This window comes from Streptomyces coffeae, from assembly GCF_016741875.1.
GTDB classification, from domain to species: domain Bacteria; phylum Actinomycetota; class Actinomycetes; order Streptomycetales; family Streptomycetaceae; genus Streptomyces; species Streptomyces coffeae.
Map to the genome: position 1 here is coordinate 16,210 of NZ_JAERRF010000032.1, position 15,863 is coordinate 32,072.

Here is a 15,863-nt window from a genome sequence, read left to right on the forward strand (position 1 = left end):
CTCCTCGGGAGGTCGAGCTGCTCTCCTCGCTTCGCCTTGTGAAGCAGCCGTCTCTCGTCATAATTCATTCGGATCATTACTCCAGTACAGCCCCACACTTGCGGCTACACATCCCCTAAATGGGGGTGCCAGGGTTAGCGCCCCTTGAAGCGTCGCTGCGGGGCGTCGCGCTGCCGACCACCACGACGGGCTCGTGGCCAGCCCCCTGCACGTGGGGCTAAGCGAGCCCGGCAGCGCCAGTTGCAGCGCCCACCACCCCACCGGCAGCAACGACCGACCCACCCGCCCCTGCGCCGAGACTGCGTCCGGCTACAAGACCGGTACGCAACCGGCAATGGGCACTGGGCGCTCCTCGAACCCCGCATCCCACTACCAGTGAAGATCGTCCCGGACGGGCAGCGCTTGTTCATCGCTGGAGACGGCCGAGCCATCAAGTCGGGCACAGGGCTCCCGCCAGACCCGAACCGCCGCATCCGGCGCGCCCTCGTCTGCCCAGCCCGGCCACGACCCTGCAGCCTGCCGCCGGTACGTAGTTGAATCGGAGAACCGCGGCAGGAAGTAGCTGGCGTGCAGGCCACAAAGCCCAGCGCTACGGTAGGTGAGTGAGACTCGGGGGTTCCAAAACCGGGAGCTACCCATGGCGTACACCGACATAGACATCCTGCAAGAAGAAGCCGACCAGTCCCGAATTCTCCGTTCAACTGTCGACTACACCATCGGAGCCCAAAGCATCCAGGCCACCAGCGAGGCGTACCGCCACGCCTGGAGCCGGCGAACGAATGGCCTGCAGATCTTCACGCTGACCGGCTGGCCCGCGATGCGGCCCGACTCCAAGGTGTGGATGACCGTCACAGAAGCAAAAGTGCTCGGCGACGCCACCGCCGGAGCCCACCTCGGAGACGCCGTCTTCACGATCCACAACATCGTTCCCCAGAGTGGGCAGATCCAATTCCGCGCCAATATCGCGTTCGGTCAACCCCTTCCGGTCATCACAGACTTCTGGGTCATCCACTTCACCTGACGCGACACAGAAACGGCGGGCGGAACGGAGCAGGCCGTAAGCCGCCGAACCCGCCAACGCGAACGCCCCCACCCGACGGTGGGGGCGCTCCTCCGCGGCTCTACTGGGAGTCTCCCCACGTAGATCAGGCTGTGCCCACGTACCCGTCCCGGCCGGCGTGCTCGTCGAGTTCGGACTGCCAGCCCTCAGGCCGCTACACGAGCGGACCGAGCGGCTGCGCTCACCAAGGCCAACGTCACGAAGGCCGCCCTCGGCGCATACGCGCATGAGCGCCAGATTCCCGTCGGTTTTCACTCCTCGAGAAGCGCTCCGGCCAGATGCGTGGCCAAAGTCTCGGCCATGGGTCGCACACCCATCGAACGTGGGAGAACGTGGTCGTCGTAGTCGCCGTCCTCGATAGACTCCGCGTTGTTGAACAGGACAGGCACGTCGGGGTCAAGCATGGTGACAAACCAAGACATGAACTCGGCCGCGTCCAAAGCTGTGTAACCGTAAAGACTTAGCCCGTGGCGAGGATTGTAAGCCCCATGTCGTTCGGCCCCGTTGCTGAAGGTCATGGCGAACTCAACTTCCGTGCCAGTGCTGACTTCGCTCGCAGTCAAGTTGGTTGTGCAGTTGGGCCACCGGTCCTCGGATTCCTGGGCGAAGCGTTCAGGCGTAACCTGCCACTGCTCACCTTCAACTGGGGCGAAATAGTAGTTCGTGATGACGAGTGCGGCTTCATCGGGAGTCATTGATCGCTCTCTCTTCAGTCGTTCTAACCGGGGTGGTACCGGACGCTACCTGGCACTCCCTGTTTTCCCATCAGGTATTGCCAATACGCCATGGTGTCCGGGCCGTTCGTGATGACTTCGAGGCCTTTGACCTTGCTTCCATCAGCATTTATCGCGCGACCGTAGTCCCTGATCTCACGGTTATCGCCCCCATGGTTGCTAATTTCCCATGGCTTCTTAACGTTGTCGGGAAGTTGGAGCTTTTCCAGTGTGCGCGGCGATTCGCACGAGTTCGGGTTTTTGACGTACTTGGCGTCGAGGGCGTACCCGTCTTCCGGCCGCAATCCATCCGCTTGCTGGACCTTCTTCTTTCCTCCGTTGGGTGGCAAGGGCAGATCGTACTCAGGATAGCCCGCGGTATCGGCCTGGTAGCGGTTGGCCGGGTCCTTCTCGGTCCGATTGTTGGCGAAGTCGTGTCGATGGAGGCCAGACATCCATTTACGGAAGCGGGCCTGCTCCTCTGCGCTCAATCTCTTCGCGCCGGGCTCCGGCGGGAGCGGACCCTTGGGGTTCACGCCGGGGCGCGGCGGTTTTGGCTTCAGATGGTCAGGTCGCTCGTAGAAGGCTAGTAAGACGCTACTCGGACCTGGAATCCCCCGGCGCCTTCGCCGCCACCGGGATCGAAGGCATCGGCACGCGTAGGGGAGGCGCCGGGAAGATGGGCGGGAGGCCCGGGTCCCAGGGAGCTGAAGGTTCTGGCAACTTCGCCCTACGCCCCGAGCCGTCGAGTATGCCGGGGATGCGCCCCAACCCGTTGATCTTCGTGTCGCCGCAGACTGCCTCGTTGAGACCGTGGTCGTTGTCGTTGTTCCGCACGCCATCGCCGAGGGACATGCCCCCCGCCATCCAATCGGCATTGGCATCCTCCACATGCCCCGCATAGGCGTCGCAGGAATCCGCTATCTCATGGCATGCCGTCGCGAGGTTCGCCAATAGCGCCTCGTCCTGGGTGGTTTCGGCGGGGCGGTCACCCCTGCCTATGAAAATGTCGAAGTAGGAGAGAAAACCCGTGACGGCTTGCCCAGCCCAGTCCCTGACCAGTATCTGCTGGCCAGTCTGTGCACTGATCCGCGTGTCGTCCAGCAGCTCCCCCGCCTTACGCCAAGCCTTCCCCGCCTCCTTAGCCTTGCCAGAGTTTCCGCGCGGCCCCGACGTGTTGAAGTCGTCCCACCAGCTCTCTTTAGCAACGACTTCTGGGAGGTCATCCTCGCTGCCGGTCGGATCGCACCGGCTGTTCGAAGCCGGACTTCTGAGCATGTCAATGGCTTCGTCTGGCGAGAACTTGTCCAGCATCGATGCTGCGACCTTGCTATCTGTCCGAAGGAAGTCGAAGGCCATCTGCATTACATTGGCGGACAGGTTGCCCATGCTGTACGTGGAGAAGGCCATCTGAAACACGGCTTCACGGGCGGCGCTCTGGTACAACTTCGCGAAGTTTCGTCCACCTTCGTCATCGCCGGCCATGCCTTCGGAAGTTTCCAACGCCACTACCAAGGCGTTGAGGACCTCGACAAGAAAGTTCTTGTGCTTACTGAAACCGCCGGAAATGCCCACTAACTGATCTGATTTGACGTGCACGTCTGCCACTTGCTGCTCCTCCCCCAGAGCCCAACCCAAACCCGAACAGCCTATCGACAGCAACTCTTCGACTACCAGTGCGACTTGTCGTGCCGACAGGTCCGTATCGACGCCGACGGTTGATTGCGGCTCACACCTGACCTTCGACCAACTCGTCGACTGCGCATCCTCGACCTTGGAGCCAGAGCGGGAAGCGTCGGGAGGTGACCAGCCGGACCGCGCAAACAGTGAAGCCCCCGCCCGCAGGCGGGAGCCTCGTCGTCTTACGCCGCGGGAGAGCCGCTCCCGGCACAGGTGCCCTGCGATTGATCACCGTTCGGCTGGTGCATCGGAGTCGGCTCACCAGCCTGCGCACTGGTAGAACATCCGCACACAGGACAGTTGGCCTCGAGTAACGCCGGGTCTAACCTCACCGGACGGACCACGGTCGAAAGCACGCACCAGCCGCACCGTGGAACGCAGTAGCGACCGGATGCCTGCCGTGCCCAGCACCGCCCGCCGCACCGCACGGTCCTCTGCCGTCATCGCCCGCAGCGCAGGGTTCACGTGCGGGTCACGGAAATGCTGGCGAAGATCCAGCACCAGGTGTGCCTCGGGAGCGGGGGAATGGCCGTAGCCGAACGAGACGATCTCGACCCTCATGCGCGGGCCCCATGCAGCTTGGCGACCTCGCGGCGGATCCGCTCCGCATGCGCCACCAGCTGGTCGGCGAACGCGGCGCCGCAGAGGCCGGCAGGCTCGCCACCTCCCCGTCGTCCGTCCCCTCCAAAGACAGATACGCCGCACGCCCCGCCTCGTCCGAAGCGAAAGGCCACTGGACCAGGCGTGCGATCAGCACGCGCTCCGCGGCCCCGCTCACCGGAACCGGCAGCGAGATCGGCGCACCTTCGTGCGAGAAGTCGTCCAAGCTGATCACGTTCTCGGCAGCATGGTCGACGACGCACCACGCAGGGCACTCGACCGCGACCCGCTGACCCCGATACAGGGCCGCAACCAGGCGATTGGACGGGGGAGAGGTGACCGTGGGGGCCGGGCAAACCGGCGCCGTGAGGCCGCCCGCTTGGCCGCCGAGGCGAAGCGCGCCGAACGGCGCCTGCGCCCGAGGTCGGCGAGGCCTAACGGCCGGCTCTGGTGGGTGCCGCCGCGCGCGGCCTCGGGGCCAGTGCCGCGCGCAGCGCCGGGGTGAGGCTGTGACGGATCTCGGACGGGGTGAGGGCGGCGGGGGTGGGGAGGGGGTTGAGGTAGCGGGTGTAGATGAGGCCGCCGAGGATGGTCACCACGGCCGTGGCGCGGGCGGTCGCGTCCCGGCCGCCGAGAAATTCAACAAGCCGGGCCAGCAGCTCGCGTTCCAGGTATTCGCGGATCACCTCGGCGGCCTCGTTGCTCTGGGTGGTGAGCTGCTGGAAGCCGGCGTCCTCCCACAGGTCGGTCACCGCGTCGATCAGGCGGTCGGGGAGGGTGGCCGGGTCGCCGCCGAGGACGTCGTCCACCGCCAGCGCATTGGCGCACTGGAACTGCATCACGTCTCCGAACAGGCCCTTCTTCGAGCCGAAGTGGTACGCGATCAGCGCCGGGTCGACCCCGGCGGCCCCGGCCACCGCGCGCAGGGTGGTGCTCCGGTAGCCGTGCTCCAGGAACAGCGAACGGGCCGCCGAGACGATCGACTCGCGGGTCGGCGGGTTGCCGCGGGGGCGGCCTCGGCTGCGGGCGGGGGCAGGGGCGGCGTTATTCATCAGCGTTGAGCCTGCGTTTGGCGAGCAGCACAGTCAAGGGCGTTCCGGGAACCACACGAAGGGATGACCCGACACCATGCGTATCGCAGTCTTCGGCGCCAACGGACCGACCGGCCGCCGCCTCACCGACCAGGCCCTGGCCGCCGGCCACGAGGTCGTCGCCGTGACCCGCAGACCCGGCTCCCTGCCCGCGCGGCCCGGCCTTGCCGTGGCCGACGCCGACGCCACCGACCCGGCGGCTGTCGACGCCGCGATCGGCGGGACGGACGCCGTCCTCTCCGCGCTGGGCGCGCGCTTCAGCAAGGAGACCATCACCACGTACTCGGCGAGCGCCACCGTCATCACCGGGGCCATGGCCCGCCACGGCATCAAGCGGCTGCTCGTCGTCAGCTCCAGCATCGCCGACCCGAACTGGCGCCCTACCGGCGCGCACTTCTTCAACCATGTGCTCGACCCGCTGGTGAACCGACGTCTCGGCCGCACCCTCCACGAGGACATGCGCCGCATGGAGGCCGTGGTCCGTCAGACGGGCCTCGACTGGACCTTCGTCCGGCCCTCGGGCCTCTTCGAGCACCCCGTCGTCACGGACTACCACACCGCCGAGACCAGTGCCGACGGCGTCTTCACCGCCCGTGCCGACCTCGCCGCGAGCATGCTGCGCGAACTGGCGGAGCGGCGGTATGTCCGTACGGCCATGGGCGTCATCACCACGGCCGTGAAGCCGAACATCGCCAAGCTGATCTGGGACGAGGGCGTGAAGAAGAAGTGAGCCGCCCGGCCTTCCAGCTCCCGGCCGTCGCACGAGCATTCCTCACCCTTGCGCACACGGCCACCCTCACCACCCTCCGCCCCGACGGCACCCCACACGTCACGCCCGTCCGCTTCACCTTCGACGCGGCCACCGGCCTGGTCCGGGTGACCACCCGGGCGGGGGCCCGCAAGGCCCGGAACGTGGAGACAGGCGGCCCGGCGGCCCGTGTCGCGCTCTGTCAGGCGGACGGCTTCCGCTGGATCACACTCGAAGGCCGGGCCGCCGTCACCGATGCCCCCGCGCGCCTGGCCGAGGCGGTCCGCCGCTACACCGTCCGCTACCGCGCGGACCCGCCCACCCCGCTGGACCTGGTCGTCGTCGAGATCGCCGTCGACCGCGTCCTGAGCCTCAACCTCTGAATCCCCCGTATCGAAAGCGAGGTGACACCGCCATGCCCACCCTCCCCGTCCTCGATTCCGCCCTCTACTACCGCGAGTCCGGCGACCCCGACGGGCTGCCCTTCGTCTTCCTCCACGGCAACCCCACCTCTTCCCACCTGTGGCGGAACGTCCTGCCGGGGGTGGCCGCGCCCGGCCGCCGCCTTCTGGCCCCCAACCTCATCGGCATGGGCGACTCCGGCAAGCCCGACCTCGCCTACTCCTTCGACGACCACGCCCGCTACCTCGACGCGTGGTTCGACGCCCTCGGCCTTACCGAGGCCGTCCTCGTCGGCCACGACTGGGGCGGCGCGCTCGCCTTCGACCGCGCCGCCCGCCCGCCTCCCGGGCACCGTCCGCGGCCTCGCCTTCACCGAGACCATCATCAAGCCGCTGGTCGGCGACGAATTCCCTGCAGCCGGGCGGAAGTTGTTCACCCTCCTACGCACCCCCGGGGTGGGCGAGGAGATGATCCTGGAGAAGTCGCTGTTCATCGAGGGGCTCCCGGACACACTCGCCACCCCGCTCGACCCTGCCGACCTGGAGGTCTACCGCCACCCCTTCCCGACCCAGCCCTCCCAGTGGCGCGCCATCAAGGCCACCGCCAAGCAGGCGGGCCTCCCGCAGAAGAAGCTCGGCCCGCACTCCCTCAAGCACGGTACGATCACCCACGCGTACGACCGGCCCGGCGCCCGCCCGGAGAAAACCCAGCACTGGGCCGATCACAAGGACCCGCGGAGCGACGCAGTGGTACAACCAGTGCCGCGGCGCGCTCGAGGGAAGCCCGGCGTACGACGCGGCTGCGTCCATGGCCGAGGAGCTGGAGGCCCCGTAGCGATGCTGTTCGACCCCGAGCGTCCCGCCCCACCAGACGGGATGAAGCACCGCACCGCCCACGGTTACATCATCGCCGGACCTGACGACCGCGGATGCTGCGTGATCCACGAAATGTGGGTCGCCCCTGGGAAGCGCGGCACCGGCGAAGGGCGCGCTCTGGTGGAGTCCGTCCGTACGTGGGCGCGTACTTAGGGACTGTGGCCGCTCGTGGTCCACTGCTCGCCCGGCAATGAAAGTGGCCGGGCCTTTTCTACGAGGCCCTTGGCATGCGGGCTGTCGCCATCGTCTACCAGGACGACCTGGACGGTCGTCCCGCCCGCAGCCCTTCCCGATCACGGTAGCGCGAACGGTCTGCCGTGCGGCCTACTCAGCCCTTGTCTGCCCAGTAGTCGGCCAGCATCTCGCCAGGCCAGGCGGGCTCGTGGATTCGGCCGCGCGGGCCCATCTTTTGAAAGTACGGAGACAGGTCGTAGATCTTCGTGCCGACCACGGCGTCCAGGTCGGTCACGTGCAATCTGAGCCCGTCGACCTTGAGCAGCCGCCGGAAGCTCTGCGCGAGCTGGTTGGGGCGCCGGTGGTTGCGATGGGCGAACGTGCCCGTTGCCGGCCACTGCGGGTTTCCGCGCGGGCGCGCCCACCGGAAACGGCCGGGGCCTGATCGGCCTGCGCGAGCGCCTCGCCGTCTACGACGGAACCCTGAACACCAGGCGACGCCTGATCCCCCGGCCGTACATCCGGGAGCCGATCACCTCGCCGGAGAACAGCGCGGCCTTTGTCCACTCGGACGGATCACCAGCGGGGACGACGTCCACGTGTCCGTTGAAGACGAGCGACTTTCCCGTTCCCCTGCCACTGATGCGTCCGACTGCGTTGCAGCGACCCTCTTCGACCGCGAAGACGTCCACCGAGGCGCCGGCGCGGGAGTAGAGGTCGGCGAGCATCGCGGTGGCTTCGCTCTCCCGGCCGACGTGGTCCTTGTACTCGACGCCGGGATATTTCGGGTTCACGGACGGGATCCGGACCAGTTCTTGCAGGCTCGCCGTCATCGACTCTCGCAGACCGTCGAGGACGGCGAGCAGGCAGTTCAGCTGGGAGTCCTTCTCTACGGAGCTCATAACGCTTCCATGGCGCGCTGGGAGGTGGAATGCCCGCGGCGGCCTCCCGATCGCCAGGTCACAGCCGCCACCCGGGATGAAACAGGACGTATGATTATGGCGTCAATGGCTGATGCGGAATGTTCGTTACGTCCACGCGGACTGGCCTGGGAGATAGGGACTGGCCTGGGAGATACTGTGGCGATGCCGATGGAAACGACTGTTGCCGACCGCCTCCGGGCAGTGTTGCCCGACCTCCCGGCGGCCGAACGCCGCGTGGCCCGCGTGCTGCTCAACAATTATCCGGTCGCCGGTCTCGAGACGGTTGCGCGCGTGGCCAAGAAGTCAGGCACCAGTGGCCCGACCGTCCTGCGCTTGGCCACGCGTCTCGGCATGAGCGGCTACTCCGAGCTGCAACAAGCATTGCGCGACGAGCTGGAGGTACGAGAACGCTCGCCGCTGATGGCCTACGGGGCGCAGCGTCCGCACGACGAGGACATCCAGGCGACCGCGGCGGCCCTGCTCGGCCAAGCGGTGACGGCCTCGGTGACCGCGGTCGAGCGGGCCGATTTCGATCACGCCGTCAAGCTGCTGGTGGCTCCTAAAGCGCGCCTCTTCGTCACAGGAGGACGCTTCAGCGGTGTTGCCGCCGAGTACCTCGTCGCCCACCTTCAGCAGTTGCGTCCAGGGGTCAGCGTCGTGCGCTCGCCCGATTTCGTTCCCACGCTGCTCGACCTGGGCCGCCGGGACGTGGTCGTCGCCTTCGACCTCCGTCGCTACCAGGCCGACGTCGTCGGCTTCGGCCGGTCTGCAGCCGACCGCGGGGCGAAGGTCATCCTGATCACCGATCCCTGGATGTCGCCGCTGTCCAGGCAGGCAGAGGTAGTCCTGTCCGCCGAGGTGTCCGCTCCCAGCCCCTTTGACTCGCTGGTGCCGTGCATGGCCCTGGTCGAGACACTGGTCGCCGGGATCGTCGACGTCCTGGGCGACGAGCCGCGTCGGCGCATTGCCGCCTACGACGAGTCCTGGGCTCGGCAGTTCGGAACAATCGCGTCTCACGAGGCACAGGAAGCGCCGGAGCAGCAGGAGGCGTAGGCCGGTTGGTCCGGTTCATACGGAGTCGCCGTTGTCCTGCACCTGGTGCCGGCCTATGTGTGCCGCAAACCCCGGAATGCCACCGTGCAGATGAGGCCGAGCATGAGCCACGCGGCGACGGCGTACGGGAAGACGTTGTACGGGGAATCGGGCACAGGGTAGACGTTGGTGAACAGCGTGTAGCCGATGAGGCACATACCAGCCACCGGGAGGAGCACTTCCGCCGTCCGGGCGCGCCGGGGCCTGGAGAAGAACAGGTACTTCATTGCCCCTACGAGGCAGATTCCGTAGGCGAGCAGCAGGATCAACGATCCGATGGTGGCGCTCCAGAAGAAGACATCGGTGGCACTGCCCGTAGCGAACAGCCTCGTCATGACGATCGCGAGCGCGAGACAACCAAGATCGCGGAGAGCGCCCGCCGCGGCACACCGCCTCGGTCGCTGATCTCGCCGAGGCGTTGACTGAAGAGTCCGTCCCTGCCCATGGCAAACAACAGCCGTGAGGCGCCGACGGAGCAGGCGATGCCGGATCCGAACGCGCTGATCGCGCCCCGAGGATGACCACATCGCCCAGCCAGGTGCCGATGTAGCTATCGGCGAGATCGCCGACTAGTGACGAAGATCCGGTGAACTGGGCGATTCCGTGGGCTCCGATTCCGAACCCGAGCGTCTCAGCGGTGTCACGAAGACGAAGAAGACTCCAGCGATGACGACGCTCCCCCAGCAGCGCGAGCGGGATGTTCCGCCGTGGATTACGCGTCTCCTCCCCCAGCGTGGAAGCCGCTTCGAAGCCGGCGAATGACAGGAAGCCGAACGTGGTCGCGGAGAAGACAGCGGAGGCGCTGACACCGTCTGGGATGGTGAACACCGAGAGCGTGATGTGCTGGCCCGCCGGCGCATGGCCGGAAGCGATCTCGAACAGGATCGTCGTGCCGACGATGACGATGAGCGCGACGGTGATGAACTCGACCGTGAGCAGCACACGCGAGGCCGCCTTCGCGGGACGTGAGGACAACCAGGCCACTGCGACGAACGCGACCGCTGTCGGCACAAGCCAGTTGGCATGTGTCCACACTCCGCTCCGGTGGAGGAAGGCTGTGAGGAACAACGAAGGCTCCGGCCACGGTCATGACCGCGAACGCCAGGTTGGAACGGCGGAACCGACCCGCTCCGCCGACGCCTGAGGGTTGAGATTGGCCGCCGTGCTGGGCGCCAGGAGCGCCACCGACAGGGCGAGGGCACCCCACAGCGACAGGCTGCGGTGCAGGCCAGGGGCTCGGCGGACGGGAGGATCCGGGCTTGATCGCCTCCCCTTTCTTCTCTCCATCCAACGCCGTGCCGGGCGGATCGCACTAAGGAATGCCTATTCCGAATACACGTATTGCGTTGCAGTCGTATCAGGTGTTACGTTACCCGCAGATGTCCTGGGACGAACCCCCGTCCAGGCGAGGATCACAGCTCAGGCAGTAGCCAAGCCCCCGACATCGGGACGAAGCCCCACGTCCCACCTCCGCTTTCCGGCATCGCACGGGCAAACCGAAGCAGGGCACGTCATGAGCCAGCCAGCCGTAATCACGAGGAACAGCACAGATACCTCGCGACGCGAAGACGCAGAGCGACTCTTTCCGCTACCGCACACTCCTGCAGCTCTCGCCACGGTGCGCCGGCATGCCCGGAGCGTCCTGACCGGCTGGGGCCTGCTCCAGGAAAACGTCGATGACGCCGTCCTGGTGCTCTCAGAACTCATCAACAACGCCGTCACGCACGCACTCCCTCCGGCGTACCTGCGCCTCTCGCACCATCGCACCCGCGTGGGCGGCACCCTCAGCATCGAAGTAGTCGACGCGGGCCCCGCGGCCACGCTCCAAGCCGACCCCCGGCACTCGGAAGAACACGGCCGCGGGATCACGATCGTCACCGCCCTATGCGCCCGTCACGGCACCCGCCCCCACCCTGGTGGCGCTACCTGGTGGGCGGAACTCCACACCCCGTGATTGCGTCGGCGGCTGCCGCGATCGCCTCACCGGCACAACGGACTCCACGGTGCGGGGCCCGTTCCACCGGGTCGAATCCCCGCCCCGCGCGCCGGACGCCGAACTCTCCGCGGACCGCAACGGCGAGCACCGGTGACCGACGGGTATGGATCACCATCCGGCGTATCGCTCCGCTACAGCGGGGTCGACGGTACCCGCAGCGGCGTCGCTGATGGCGTGGGCCAGCAGTTCGACGGCGTGATCGATTTCGGCGTCACTGATGATCAGGGGCGGAGTGATTTCCACGACGTTGCCGCCGACGTAGAAGGCCACGGCGCCAAGCTCCCAGAGGCGGTAGACGGTCAAGGCGGCCAGGTCCGGGCTGCGCTCCCGAGTGGTTGGGTCGCGGACCAGGTCAATCCCGATGGCCAGGCCGCGGCCGCGGATATCGCCGACCACCGGCAGCCCCGCGCACGCCTTCTGAAGTCCTGCCATGAGACGGTCGCCGGCCTCGGCGGCCCGGTCGGCCAGTTGCTCGGTGGTAAGTACGCGGAGCACCGCGCGGGCTGCCGCGGTGCAGACCGGGTTTCCGGCTGTGGTCAGCAGAGCGGAGGCCACAGGCTGGTCGAGCACCCAGGCCGGCCCGACCGTGGCCGACATGGGCAGACCGCCACCGAGTGCCTTGCCGAAGGTGACCAGGTCGGGAGTGATGCCGTCATGGGCGAAGGCGTGCAGCAGCCCGGTGCGGCCCAGCCCGACCTTCACCTCGTCGCAGATCAGCAGGGCCGCGGAAGCGGAGCACGCGGTCGCGAGCTCGCGCAGGAACCCGTCCGGTGGCACCACGATTCCACCGTCAGACAGCATGGGTTCCACGATGACGCAGGCGATCCGGCCACTGGACAGCGCCTCGGTGACCGCGGCCAGGCTCTGCTGGACAGTGGTGCCCCGGTACGGATCGGGGTAAGGGGCGAACAGGATCGATGGGTCATGCCCCACGTTGCCGGCGTCCAGGTGCACGCCGGAGGCACGCATGGCTACGCCGAACCCGCCGTGGTAGCCGTGCTCGAATGCGAGCACCGTCGGTTTGCCGGTGGCGTGCCGGGCGCAGCGGATCGCGACATCATTGGCGTCGCTGCCGGAGTGTCCGAAATAGACCCTGCGCTCGCCATCTCCCGGCACCAGCGCGAGCAGGTCCTCGGCCAGCCCGATCGAGTCCGGGTGCACTGCCGACAGCGTGCCCGCACCGGGAGGATTGGCCAGCGCCGCGGCGACCGCCGACGCGACCGCCGGATGGCCGTGCCCCAGCGCCACCGCGGACCATGTCGCCGACAGGTCCAGCAGTCGCCGACCGCCGGGCTCGGTGAGCCAGCAACCCCGCCCGGTCTGCACGGCCAGATCGAGGCGGTCAATGCTTGATTGCGTTACATTTGGCAGATCCAGTTGGTCTGTGGCGCTGCGTAAGAGCCTTCTGACGCCGCGAAAGAGCCCACGATCCAGGAGCGCCGGGCGCACGCCCGACCCGTGAACGACGCGTGGGTATCGCGCCGTCGTGCTCCGGCGCAGGGCACCGCGTCTGCCCCTCGCGGGCGCGGTGCCCTGTGCCGGCGGGCCTCATCTGTCCGCTTTTCCGGACCAAGGAAACGATCAACGGTCGCATCACGGCGCTGCGCGGTCTGCGGGCTCAGGCTGAGGCTGGGGGCGAGGCTCAAGGCCCTGTACGGCTCGGCGGTATGTCGGTGCCTGTAGTGGCGTCAGGCCCGTCGGATCGACACCGCCCGGCCCCTGGCCGGGCCGCACCAAGTCCGGAGAAGACTCGGGGGTCCGGGGGCAACCCCTGAGACGCCACCCGGAGGACAACCCTGACCACGTCCCGGTGCCTTCCCTGATTCCCGTCTCACGCGGTTGTGGCCCGGTTGGCTCGCTGTCACGTTCGACCAGGGGGCAACCCCGTGATCCATCGTGTAAGACCAAGGAAAGGACTTCATGCAACCGCTCTTCAGGGCGCTCACCGGAGTGCTCACCGTTGGAGTACTCGCCGGAGCGTCGGCCCCGGCCGTGGAGGCGGCGAATGCCGGCCCTCCCGGCAGAAATCCGACGACACAGAATGCCATCGACTGGAAACCGTGCCCCCAGGACGCCGCAGCGGAATGCGGGACCCTGCGCCTGCCCGTCGACTGGGCACGTCCGTCGGCTGAGAAGTTCGATCTCGCGGTGGCCCGCCGCAAGGCGACCGATCCGGATCGCCGGGTCGGTGTGCTGCTGGTCAACCCGGGTGGACCGGGCGATTCGGGGGTGGACTTCGCCGTACGGCGTGCCACCTCACACTTCAGCGCGGACGTTCAGGAGAGGTTCGACATCGTCGGGTTCGACCCACGGGGTGTCGGAGGCAGTCAACCGGTCAAGTGCTCAACGGAGTTGCTGGACCAAGCGCCGTCGGCCTACCCTCGCGACCAGGCGGATTTCGATCAACTCGCCGCGTACAACCGGGCATTACGCCAGGACTGCCGACGGCACAGCGGTCCGGTCTTCGACCACGCCGACACTCTGAGCGTCGTCCGGGACATGGACGCGATCCGCAGGGCGCTGGGCGAGAAGCAGATCAACTACTTCGGCCACTCCTATGGCACGCTGATCGGCGAGCAGTACGCGGAGCAGTACGGCGATCGGATCCGGACCATGGCCCTCACCGCGAACATCGACCACAGCCTCGGCGCCCGGGAGTTCCTCGTCTCCTCGGCGGCCACAGCGGAGGACTCGTTCAACCAGTTCGTGAAGTGGTGTGAGTCCACCAGTTCGTGCGCCCTGCACGGCCGGGACGTCACCGCCGTATGGGACGACCTGCTCGCCAGGGCGGACCGAGGGGAGATACACGATCCGGAGAGCCCTGATCAGGTTCTCACCGCGAACGCGATCGCACTCGAGGCCTTCAAGAAGTTCTACGGCCCGGACTGGGACGAGCTGGCCACATATGTGGCCGGCCTCGACGCGCAGGAACAGGAACCGAAGGATCGGCGCCCCACTCAGCAGCCTCAACCGCGGGCACCGCAGGGAGCAGAGGAGCAGACGCGCGCGGAACCGTTCTCCGCCGTGTTCTGCCAGGACTGGCGGTTCCGGCCGAAGAACTACCGGGAGTACGCCAGTCTGACCGAAGCCGAACTACGGGCCGCACCGCACCTACGCGGCTCACCACGCGTACACGCGGCGGTGGCCGGATGCGTCGGCTGGCCGAACAAGGTGAACAACCCGCAGCACCGCCTGCGCATCACCGAGGCACCCAAGATCCTCATGCTGCATTCGCTGCACGATCCGGCGAACAACTACGCGTGGGCGACCAATGTGCACCGGCAGACGCGCAGGACGACCGTCCTGCTGCCGTACGAGGGCGCGGGACACAGTGTTTACGGCCGCAGTGACTGCACACGCGACGCCGTGGACGACTACCTCACGGAGCGGAAACTCCCGAGCGCCGGGAGCCGCTGTACCCCCGCCGCGAAGAACTGATCGCAGAGGGATAACACACCGGCCGATGACGGAGGATCCCGTCCAGGGTGCGCCGCACATGGGCGGCGTCCTCGGAGATGTAGATGTCGTTGGTGATCACGGCAGGGGTCCGGCCGCGTCCGATCAGCACCGGGACGAGCGCCTCGATCAGCGCGGTCTCGCCCGAGCCGACCGGCCCGGCGATACCGACGCGCAGCATGCCGTCCTTGGGACGCTGCACGAACTCGCCGTGGTCGTGGTGGTGGGAGCCTCGGACCTGCGTGGGGTCGTGCATCCTGATCCTTGTCCAGAGTGGTGTCTTCGCGGTGGCGGGCAGGGTCAAACCCCTAGCTCGCGAACAGGCGGGCTTCGGCGCGCTCGTGGCGGCCGGCCATGACGTCGGCCATGGGGACGCATCCGCCGATGTCGGCCAACTCCCTGTCGAGCGCGGCCGCCGCGGTCTCCTCGATCACGGGAGCGGCCCGGTGCAGGACTGCCTGGGCCCGGCGGTGGTCGGTGAGTCTCAGCCGCAGGGCCGCCCCCACGAAGCTGGCGGCGAAGGCGAACAGCTCGCAGGTGACGGCCTGCCGTGCGGTGAGGCCGTTGGCCGCGTGGACGACGCCGGCGACGACCGGCTGGCAGCCGCGCACCGCGCCGTCCCGGTACAGCGTGCGGTACCGCTCGATCTGCGGTGTGCCGTAGACCTCGCCGGCCAGGTCGAGTAGTTGCCTTCCGGTGCGGACGGCAGCCTGCCGGGCCTCGCGGCCCAGCTTGGTGGCGTACAGGCGCCGTTCCACGGCCACCACCTCGTCCCAGTCGTCCGCGCTCACCGCGCGGTGGGTGAGCGCGAGTGCGGTGGCGTCGGCCGGGCCCGCGCTGTGGCGGAGCAGGTCGTGGAGGAGTGCGGGCAGGCTGCGCGGGGTGACCGCACGGGCCTGCTGAAAGCCCTCCAGGCCGTGGGAGAGGGTGTAGTAGCCGCTGGGGAAGGCCGAGTCGGTGAGCTGGAGCCCGGTCAGCAGCGCCGAGATCGGCATCGGGTCGTTCACACCGGGGTTTCCGTTCCTGCCGGGTGGCCGTCGGGCGCCCTGGGCG

General features: G+C 67.6%; 18 protein-coding genes and 4 pseudogenes. 8 read left to right on the forward strand and 14 right to left on the reverse strand.

What is annotated here, in order from left to right; all coding sequences use genetic code 11:
* Positions 1–240 precede the first annotated feature (240 nt).
* Both JK363_RS44805 and JK363_RS34755 read left to right on the forward strand, forming a co-directional pair.
* Positions 241–537, forward strand: a complete 297-nt coding sequence (locus JK363_RS44805; protein WP_372444912.1) for a DUF6083 domain-containing protein — start codon at positions 241–243, stop codon at positions 535–537.
* A 100-nt stretch (positions 538–637) separates the two neighbouring features.
* Positions 638–1,021: a hypothetical protein gene (locus JK363_RS34755; protein WP_201881458.1), complete on the forward strand. Its 384-nt coding sequence runs from the start codon at positions 638–640 to the stop codon at positions 1,019–1,021.
* A 290-nt stretch (positions 1,022–1,311) separates the two neighbouring features.
* Here JK363_RS34755 and JK363_RS34760 read toward each other — a convergent pair whose 3' ends face one another.
* From JK363_RS34760 to JK363_RS34780, 6 genes are all read right to left on the reverse strand, one after another.
* Entirely contained in the window at positions 1,312–1,755 is a 444-nt protein-coding gene (locus JK363_RS34760; protein WP_201881465.1) for a hypothetical protein, read from the reverse strand.
* A gap of 23 nt (positions 1,756–1,778) precedes the next feature.
* On the reverse strand, positions 1,779–2,264 hold the full coding sequence (locus tag JK363_RS34765) for a restriction endonuclease fold toxin-2 domain-containing protein (RefSeq protein WP_201881467.1): 486 nt from the start codon (positions 2,262–2,264) through the stop codon (positions 1,779–1,781).
* A gap of 106 nt (positions 2,265–2,370) precedes the next feature.
* Positions 2,371–3,381 carry a WXG100-like domain-containing protein gene (locus tag JK363_RS34770; protein WP_201881469.1) on the reverse strand — a complete coding sequence of 337 codons (1,011 nt, stop codon included), beginning with the start codon at positions 3,379–3,381 and terminating at the stop codon, positions 2,371–2,373.
* Between the two features lie 330 nt (positions 3,382–3,711).
* On the reverse strand, positions 3,712–4,014 hold the full coding sequence (locus JK363_RS34775) for a HEAT repeat domain-containing protein (RefSeq protein ID WP_201881472.1): 303 nt from the start codon (positions 4,012–4,014) through the stop codon (positions 3,712–3,714).
* The gene (locus JK363_RS44810; RefSeq protein WP_372444914.1) at positions 3,926–4,369 is read right to left on the reverse strand and encodes a DUF6907 domain-containing protein; all 444 of its coding nucleotides are present in this window, start codon (positions 4,367–4,369) and stop codon (positions 3,926–3,928) included. The genes JK363_RS34775 and JK363_RS44810 overlap by 89 nt, the downstream gene beginning before the upstream one ends.
* Positions 4,370–4,487: 118 nt before the next feature.
* Positions 4,488–5,105: a TetR/AcrR family transcriptional regulator gene (locus JK363_RS34780; protein WP_201881474.1), complete on the reverse strand. Its 618-nt coding sequence runs from the start codon at positions 5,103–5,105 to the stop codon at positions 4,488–4,490.
* Between the two features lie 76 nt (positions 5,106–5,181).
* Between JK363_RS34780 and JK363_RS34785 the strand changes: the two genes are divergently transcribed.
* The 3 genes and pseudogenes from JK363_RS34785 to JK363_RS34795 all read left to right on the forward strand — a co-directional run.
* A complete protein-coding gene (locus JK363_RS34785) occupies positions 5,182–5,874 on the forward strand; it encodes an NAD(P)-dependent oxidoreductase (RefSeq protein ID WP_201881476.1) in 693 nt (230 codons plus the stop codon).
* Complete coding sequence (locus tag JK363_RS34790; RefSeq protein WP_201881480.1) at positions 5,871–6,275, forward strand: pyridoxamine 5'-phosphate oxidase family protein; 405 nt, start codon at positions 5,871–5,873, stop codon at positions 6,273–6,275. The genes JK363_RS34785 and JK363_RS34790 overlap by 4 nt, the downstream gene beginning before the upstream one ends.
* A gap of 32 nt (positions 6,276–6,307) precedes the next feature.
* A pseudogene (locus JK363_RS34795) lies at positions 6,308–6,875 on the forward strand (haloalkane dehalogenase); the annotation flags it as partial.
* 622 nt (positions 6,876–7,497) lie between these two features.
* On the opposite strand, the pseudogene JK363_RS34800 reads toward JK363_RS34795, so the two are convergent.
* Together JK363_RS34800 and JK363_RS34805 are read right to left on the reverse strand one after the other, a co-directional pair.
* Positions 7,498–7,758, reverse strand: a pseudogene (locus JK363_RS34800) (TrmO family methyltransferase domain-containing protein); the annotation flags it as partial.
* Between the two features lie 55 nt (positions 7,759–7,813).
* A complete protein-coding gene (locus JK363_RS34805) occupies positions 7,814–8,245 on the reverse strand; it encodes a zinc-binding metallopeptidase family protein (protein ID WP_201881482.1) in 432 nt (143 codons plus the stop codon).
* A gap of 183 nt (positions 8,246–8,428) precedes the next feature.
* Here JK363_RS34805 and JK363_RS34810 point away from each other — a divergent pair, with 183 nt between their 5' ends.
* Entirely contained in the window at positions 8,429–9,319 is an 891-nt protein-coding gene (locus JK363_RS34810) for a MurR/RpiR family transcriptional regulator (RefSeq protein WP_236076345.1), read from the forward strand.
* Between the two features lie 53 nt (positions 9,320–9,372).
* Here the strand turns inward: JK363_RS34810 and JK363_RS34815 are convergent, their stop codons facing one another.
* The 3 genes and pseudogenes from JK363_RS34815 to JK363_RS44820 all read right to left on the reverse strand — a co-directional run.
* Complete coding sequence (locus tag JK363_RS34815; RefSeq protein ID WP_201881600.1) at positions 9,373–9,693, reverse strand: hypothetical protein; 321 nt, start codon at positions 9,691–9,693, stop codon at positions 9,373–9,375.
* Positions 9,690–9,896 (reverse strand): APC family permease, encoded by a 207-nt coding sequence (locus JK363_RS44815; RefSeq protein WP_201881586.1) that lies wholly within the window; start codon positions 9,894–9,896, stop codon positions 9,690–9,692. The genes JK363_RS34815 and JK363_RS44815 overlap by 4 nt, the downstream gene beginning before the upstream one ends.
* Positions 9,897–10,102: 206 nt before the next feature.
* Positions 10,103–10,393, reverse strand: a pseudogene (locus tag JK363_RS44820) (APC family permease); the annotation flags it as partial.
* Between the two features lie 478 nt (positions 10,394–10,871).
* Here JK363_RS44820 and JK363_RS34830 point away from each other — a divergent pair.
* Entirely contained in the window at positions 10,872–11,312 is a 441-nt protein-coding gene (locus tag JK363_RS34830) for an ATP-binding protein (protein WP_201881487.1), read from the forward strand.
* A 150-nt stretch (positions 11,313–11,462) separates the two neighbouring features.
* Here JK363_RS34830 and JK363_RS34835 read toward each other — a convergent pair whose 3' ends face one another.
* Positions 11,463–12,680, reverse strand: coding sequence for an aspartate aminotransferase family protein (locus JK363_RS34835; RefSeq protein ID WP_201881489.1), 1,218 nt, complete (start codon positions 12,678–12,680; stop codon positions 11,463–11,465).
* A 594-nt stretch (positions 12,681–13,274) separates the two neighbouring features.
* Here JK363_RS34835 and JK363_RS34840 point away from each other — a divergent pair.
* Positions 13,275–14,792, forward strand: a complete 1,518-nt coding sequence (locus JK363_RS34840) for an alpha/beta fold hydrolase (protein ID WP_215911571.1) — start codon at positions 13,275–13,277, stop codon at positions 14,790–14,792.
* A 31-nt stretch (positions 14,793–14,823) separates the two neighbouring features.
* Here JK363_RS34840 and JK363_RS34845 read toward each other — a convergent pair.
* Positions 14,824–14,991, reverse strand: a pseudogene (locus JK363_RS34845) (GTP-binding protein); the annotation flags it as partial.
* A 127-nt stretch (positions 14,992–15,118) separates the two neighbouring features.
* The gene (locus tag JK363_RS34850; RefSeq protein ID WP_215911576.1) at positions 15,119–15,805 is read right to left on the reverse strand and encodes an urease accessory protein UreF; all 687 of its coding nucleotides are present in this window, start codon (positions 15,803–15,805) and stop codon (positions 15,119–15,121) included.
* Between the last annotated feature and the right edge of the window lie 58 nt (positions 15,806–15,863).

What these genes read in the sequence shown, in the direction of transcription:
- JK363_RS34755 (WP_201881458.1), top strand. Translation starts at nt 638, where the DNA reads ATGGCGTACACCGACATAGACATCCTGCAAGAAGAAGCCGACCAGTCC.
- JK363_RS34760 (WP_201881465.1), bottom strand. Translation starts at nt 1,755, where the DNA reads ATGACTCCCGATGAAGCCGCACTCGTCATCACGAACTACTATTTCGCC.
- JK363_RS34775 (WP_201881472.1), bottom strand. Translation starts at nt 4,014, where the DNA reads ATGAGGGTCGAGATCGTCTCGTTCGGCTACGGCCATTCCCCCGCTCCC.
- JK363_RS34780 (WP_201881474.1), bottom strand. Translation starts at nt 5,105, where the DNA reads ATGAATAACGCCGCCCCTGCCCCCGCCCGCAGCCGAGGCCGCCCCCGC.
- JK363_RS34785 (WP_201881476.1), top strand. Translation starts at nt 5,182, where the DNA reads ATGCGTATCGCAGTCTTCGGCGCCAACGGACCGACCGGCCGCCGCCTC.
- JK363_RS34805 (WP_201881482.1), bottom strand. Translation starts at nt 8,245, where the DNA reads ATGAGCTCCGTAGAGAAGGACTCCCAGCTGAACTGCCTGCTCGCCGTC.
- JK363_RS34810 (WP_236076345.1), top strand. Translation starts at nt 8,429, where the DNA reads ATGCCGATGGAAACGACTGTTGCCGACCGCCTCCGGGCAGTGTTGCCC.
- JK363_RS34815 (WP_201881600.1), bottom strand. Translation starts at nt 9,693, where the DNA reads ATGACGAGGCTGTTCGCTACGGGCAGTGCCACCGATGTCTTCTTCTGG.
- JK363_RS34830 (WP_201881487.1), top strand. Translation starts at nt 10,872, where the DNA reads ATGAGCCAGCCAGCCGTAATCACGAGGAACAGCACAGATACCTCGCGA.
- JK363_RS34840 (WP_215911571.1), top strand. Translation starts at nt 13,275, where the DNA reads ATGCAACCGCTCTTCAGGGCGCTCACCGGAGTGCTCACCGTTGGAGTA.
- JK363_RS34850 (WP_215911576.1), bottom strand. Translation starts at nt 15,805, where the DNA reads ATGCCGATCTCGGCGCTGCTGACCGGGCTCCAGCTCACCGACTCGGCC.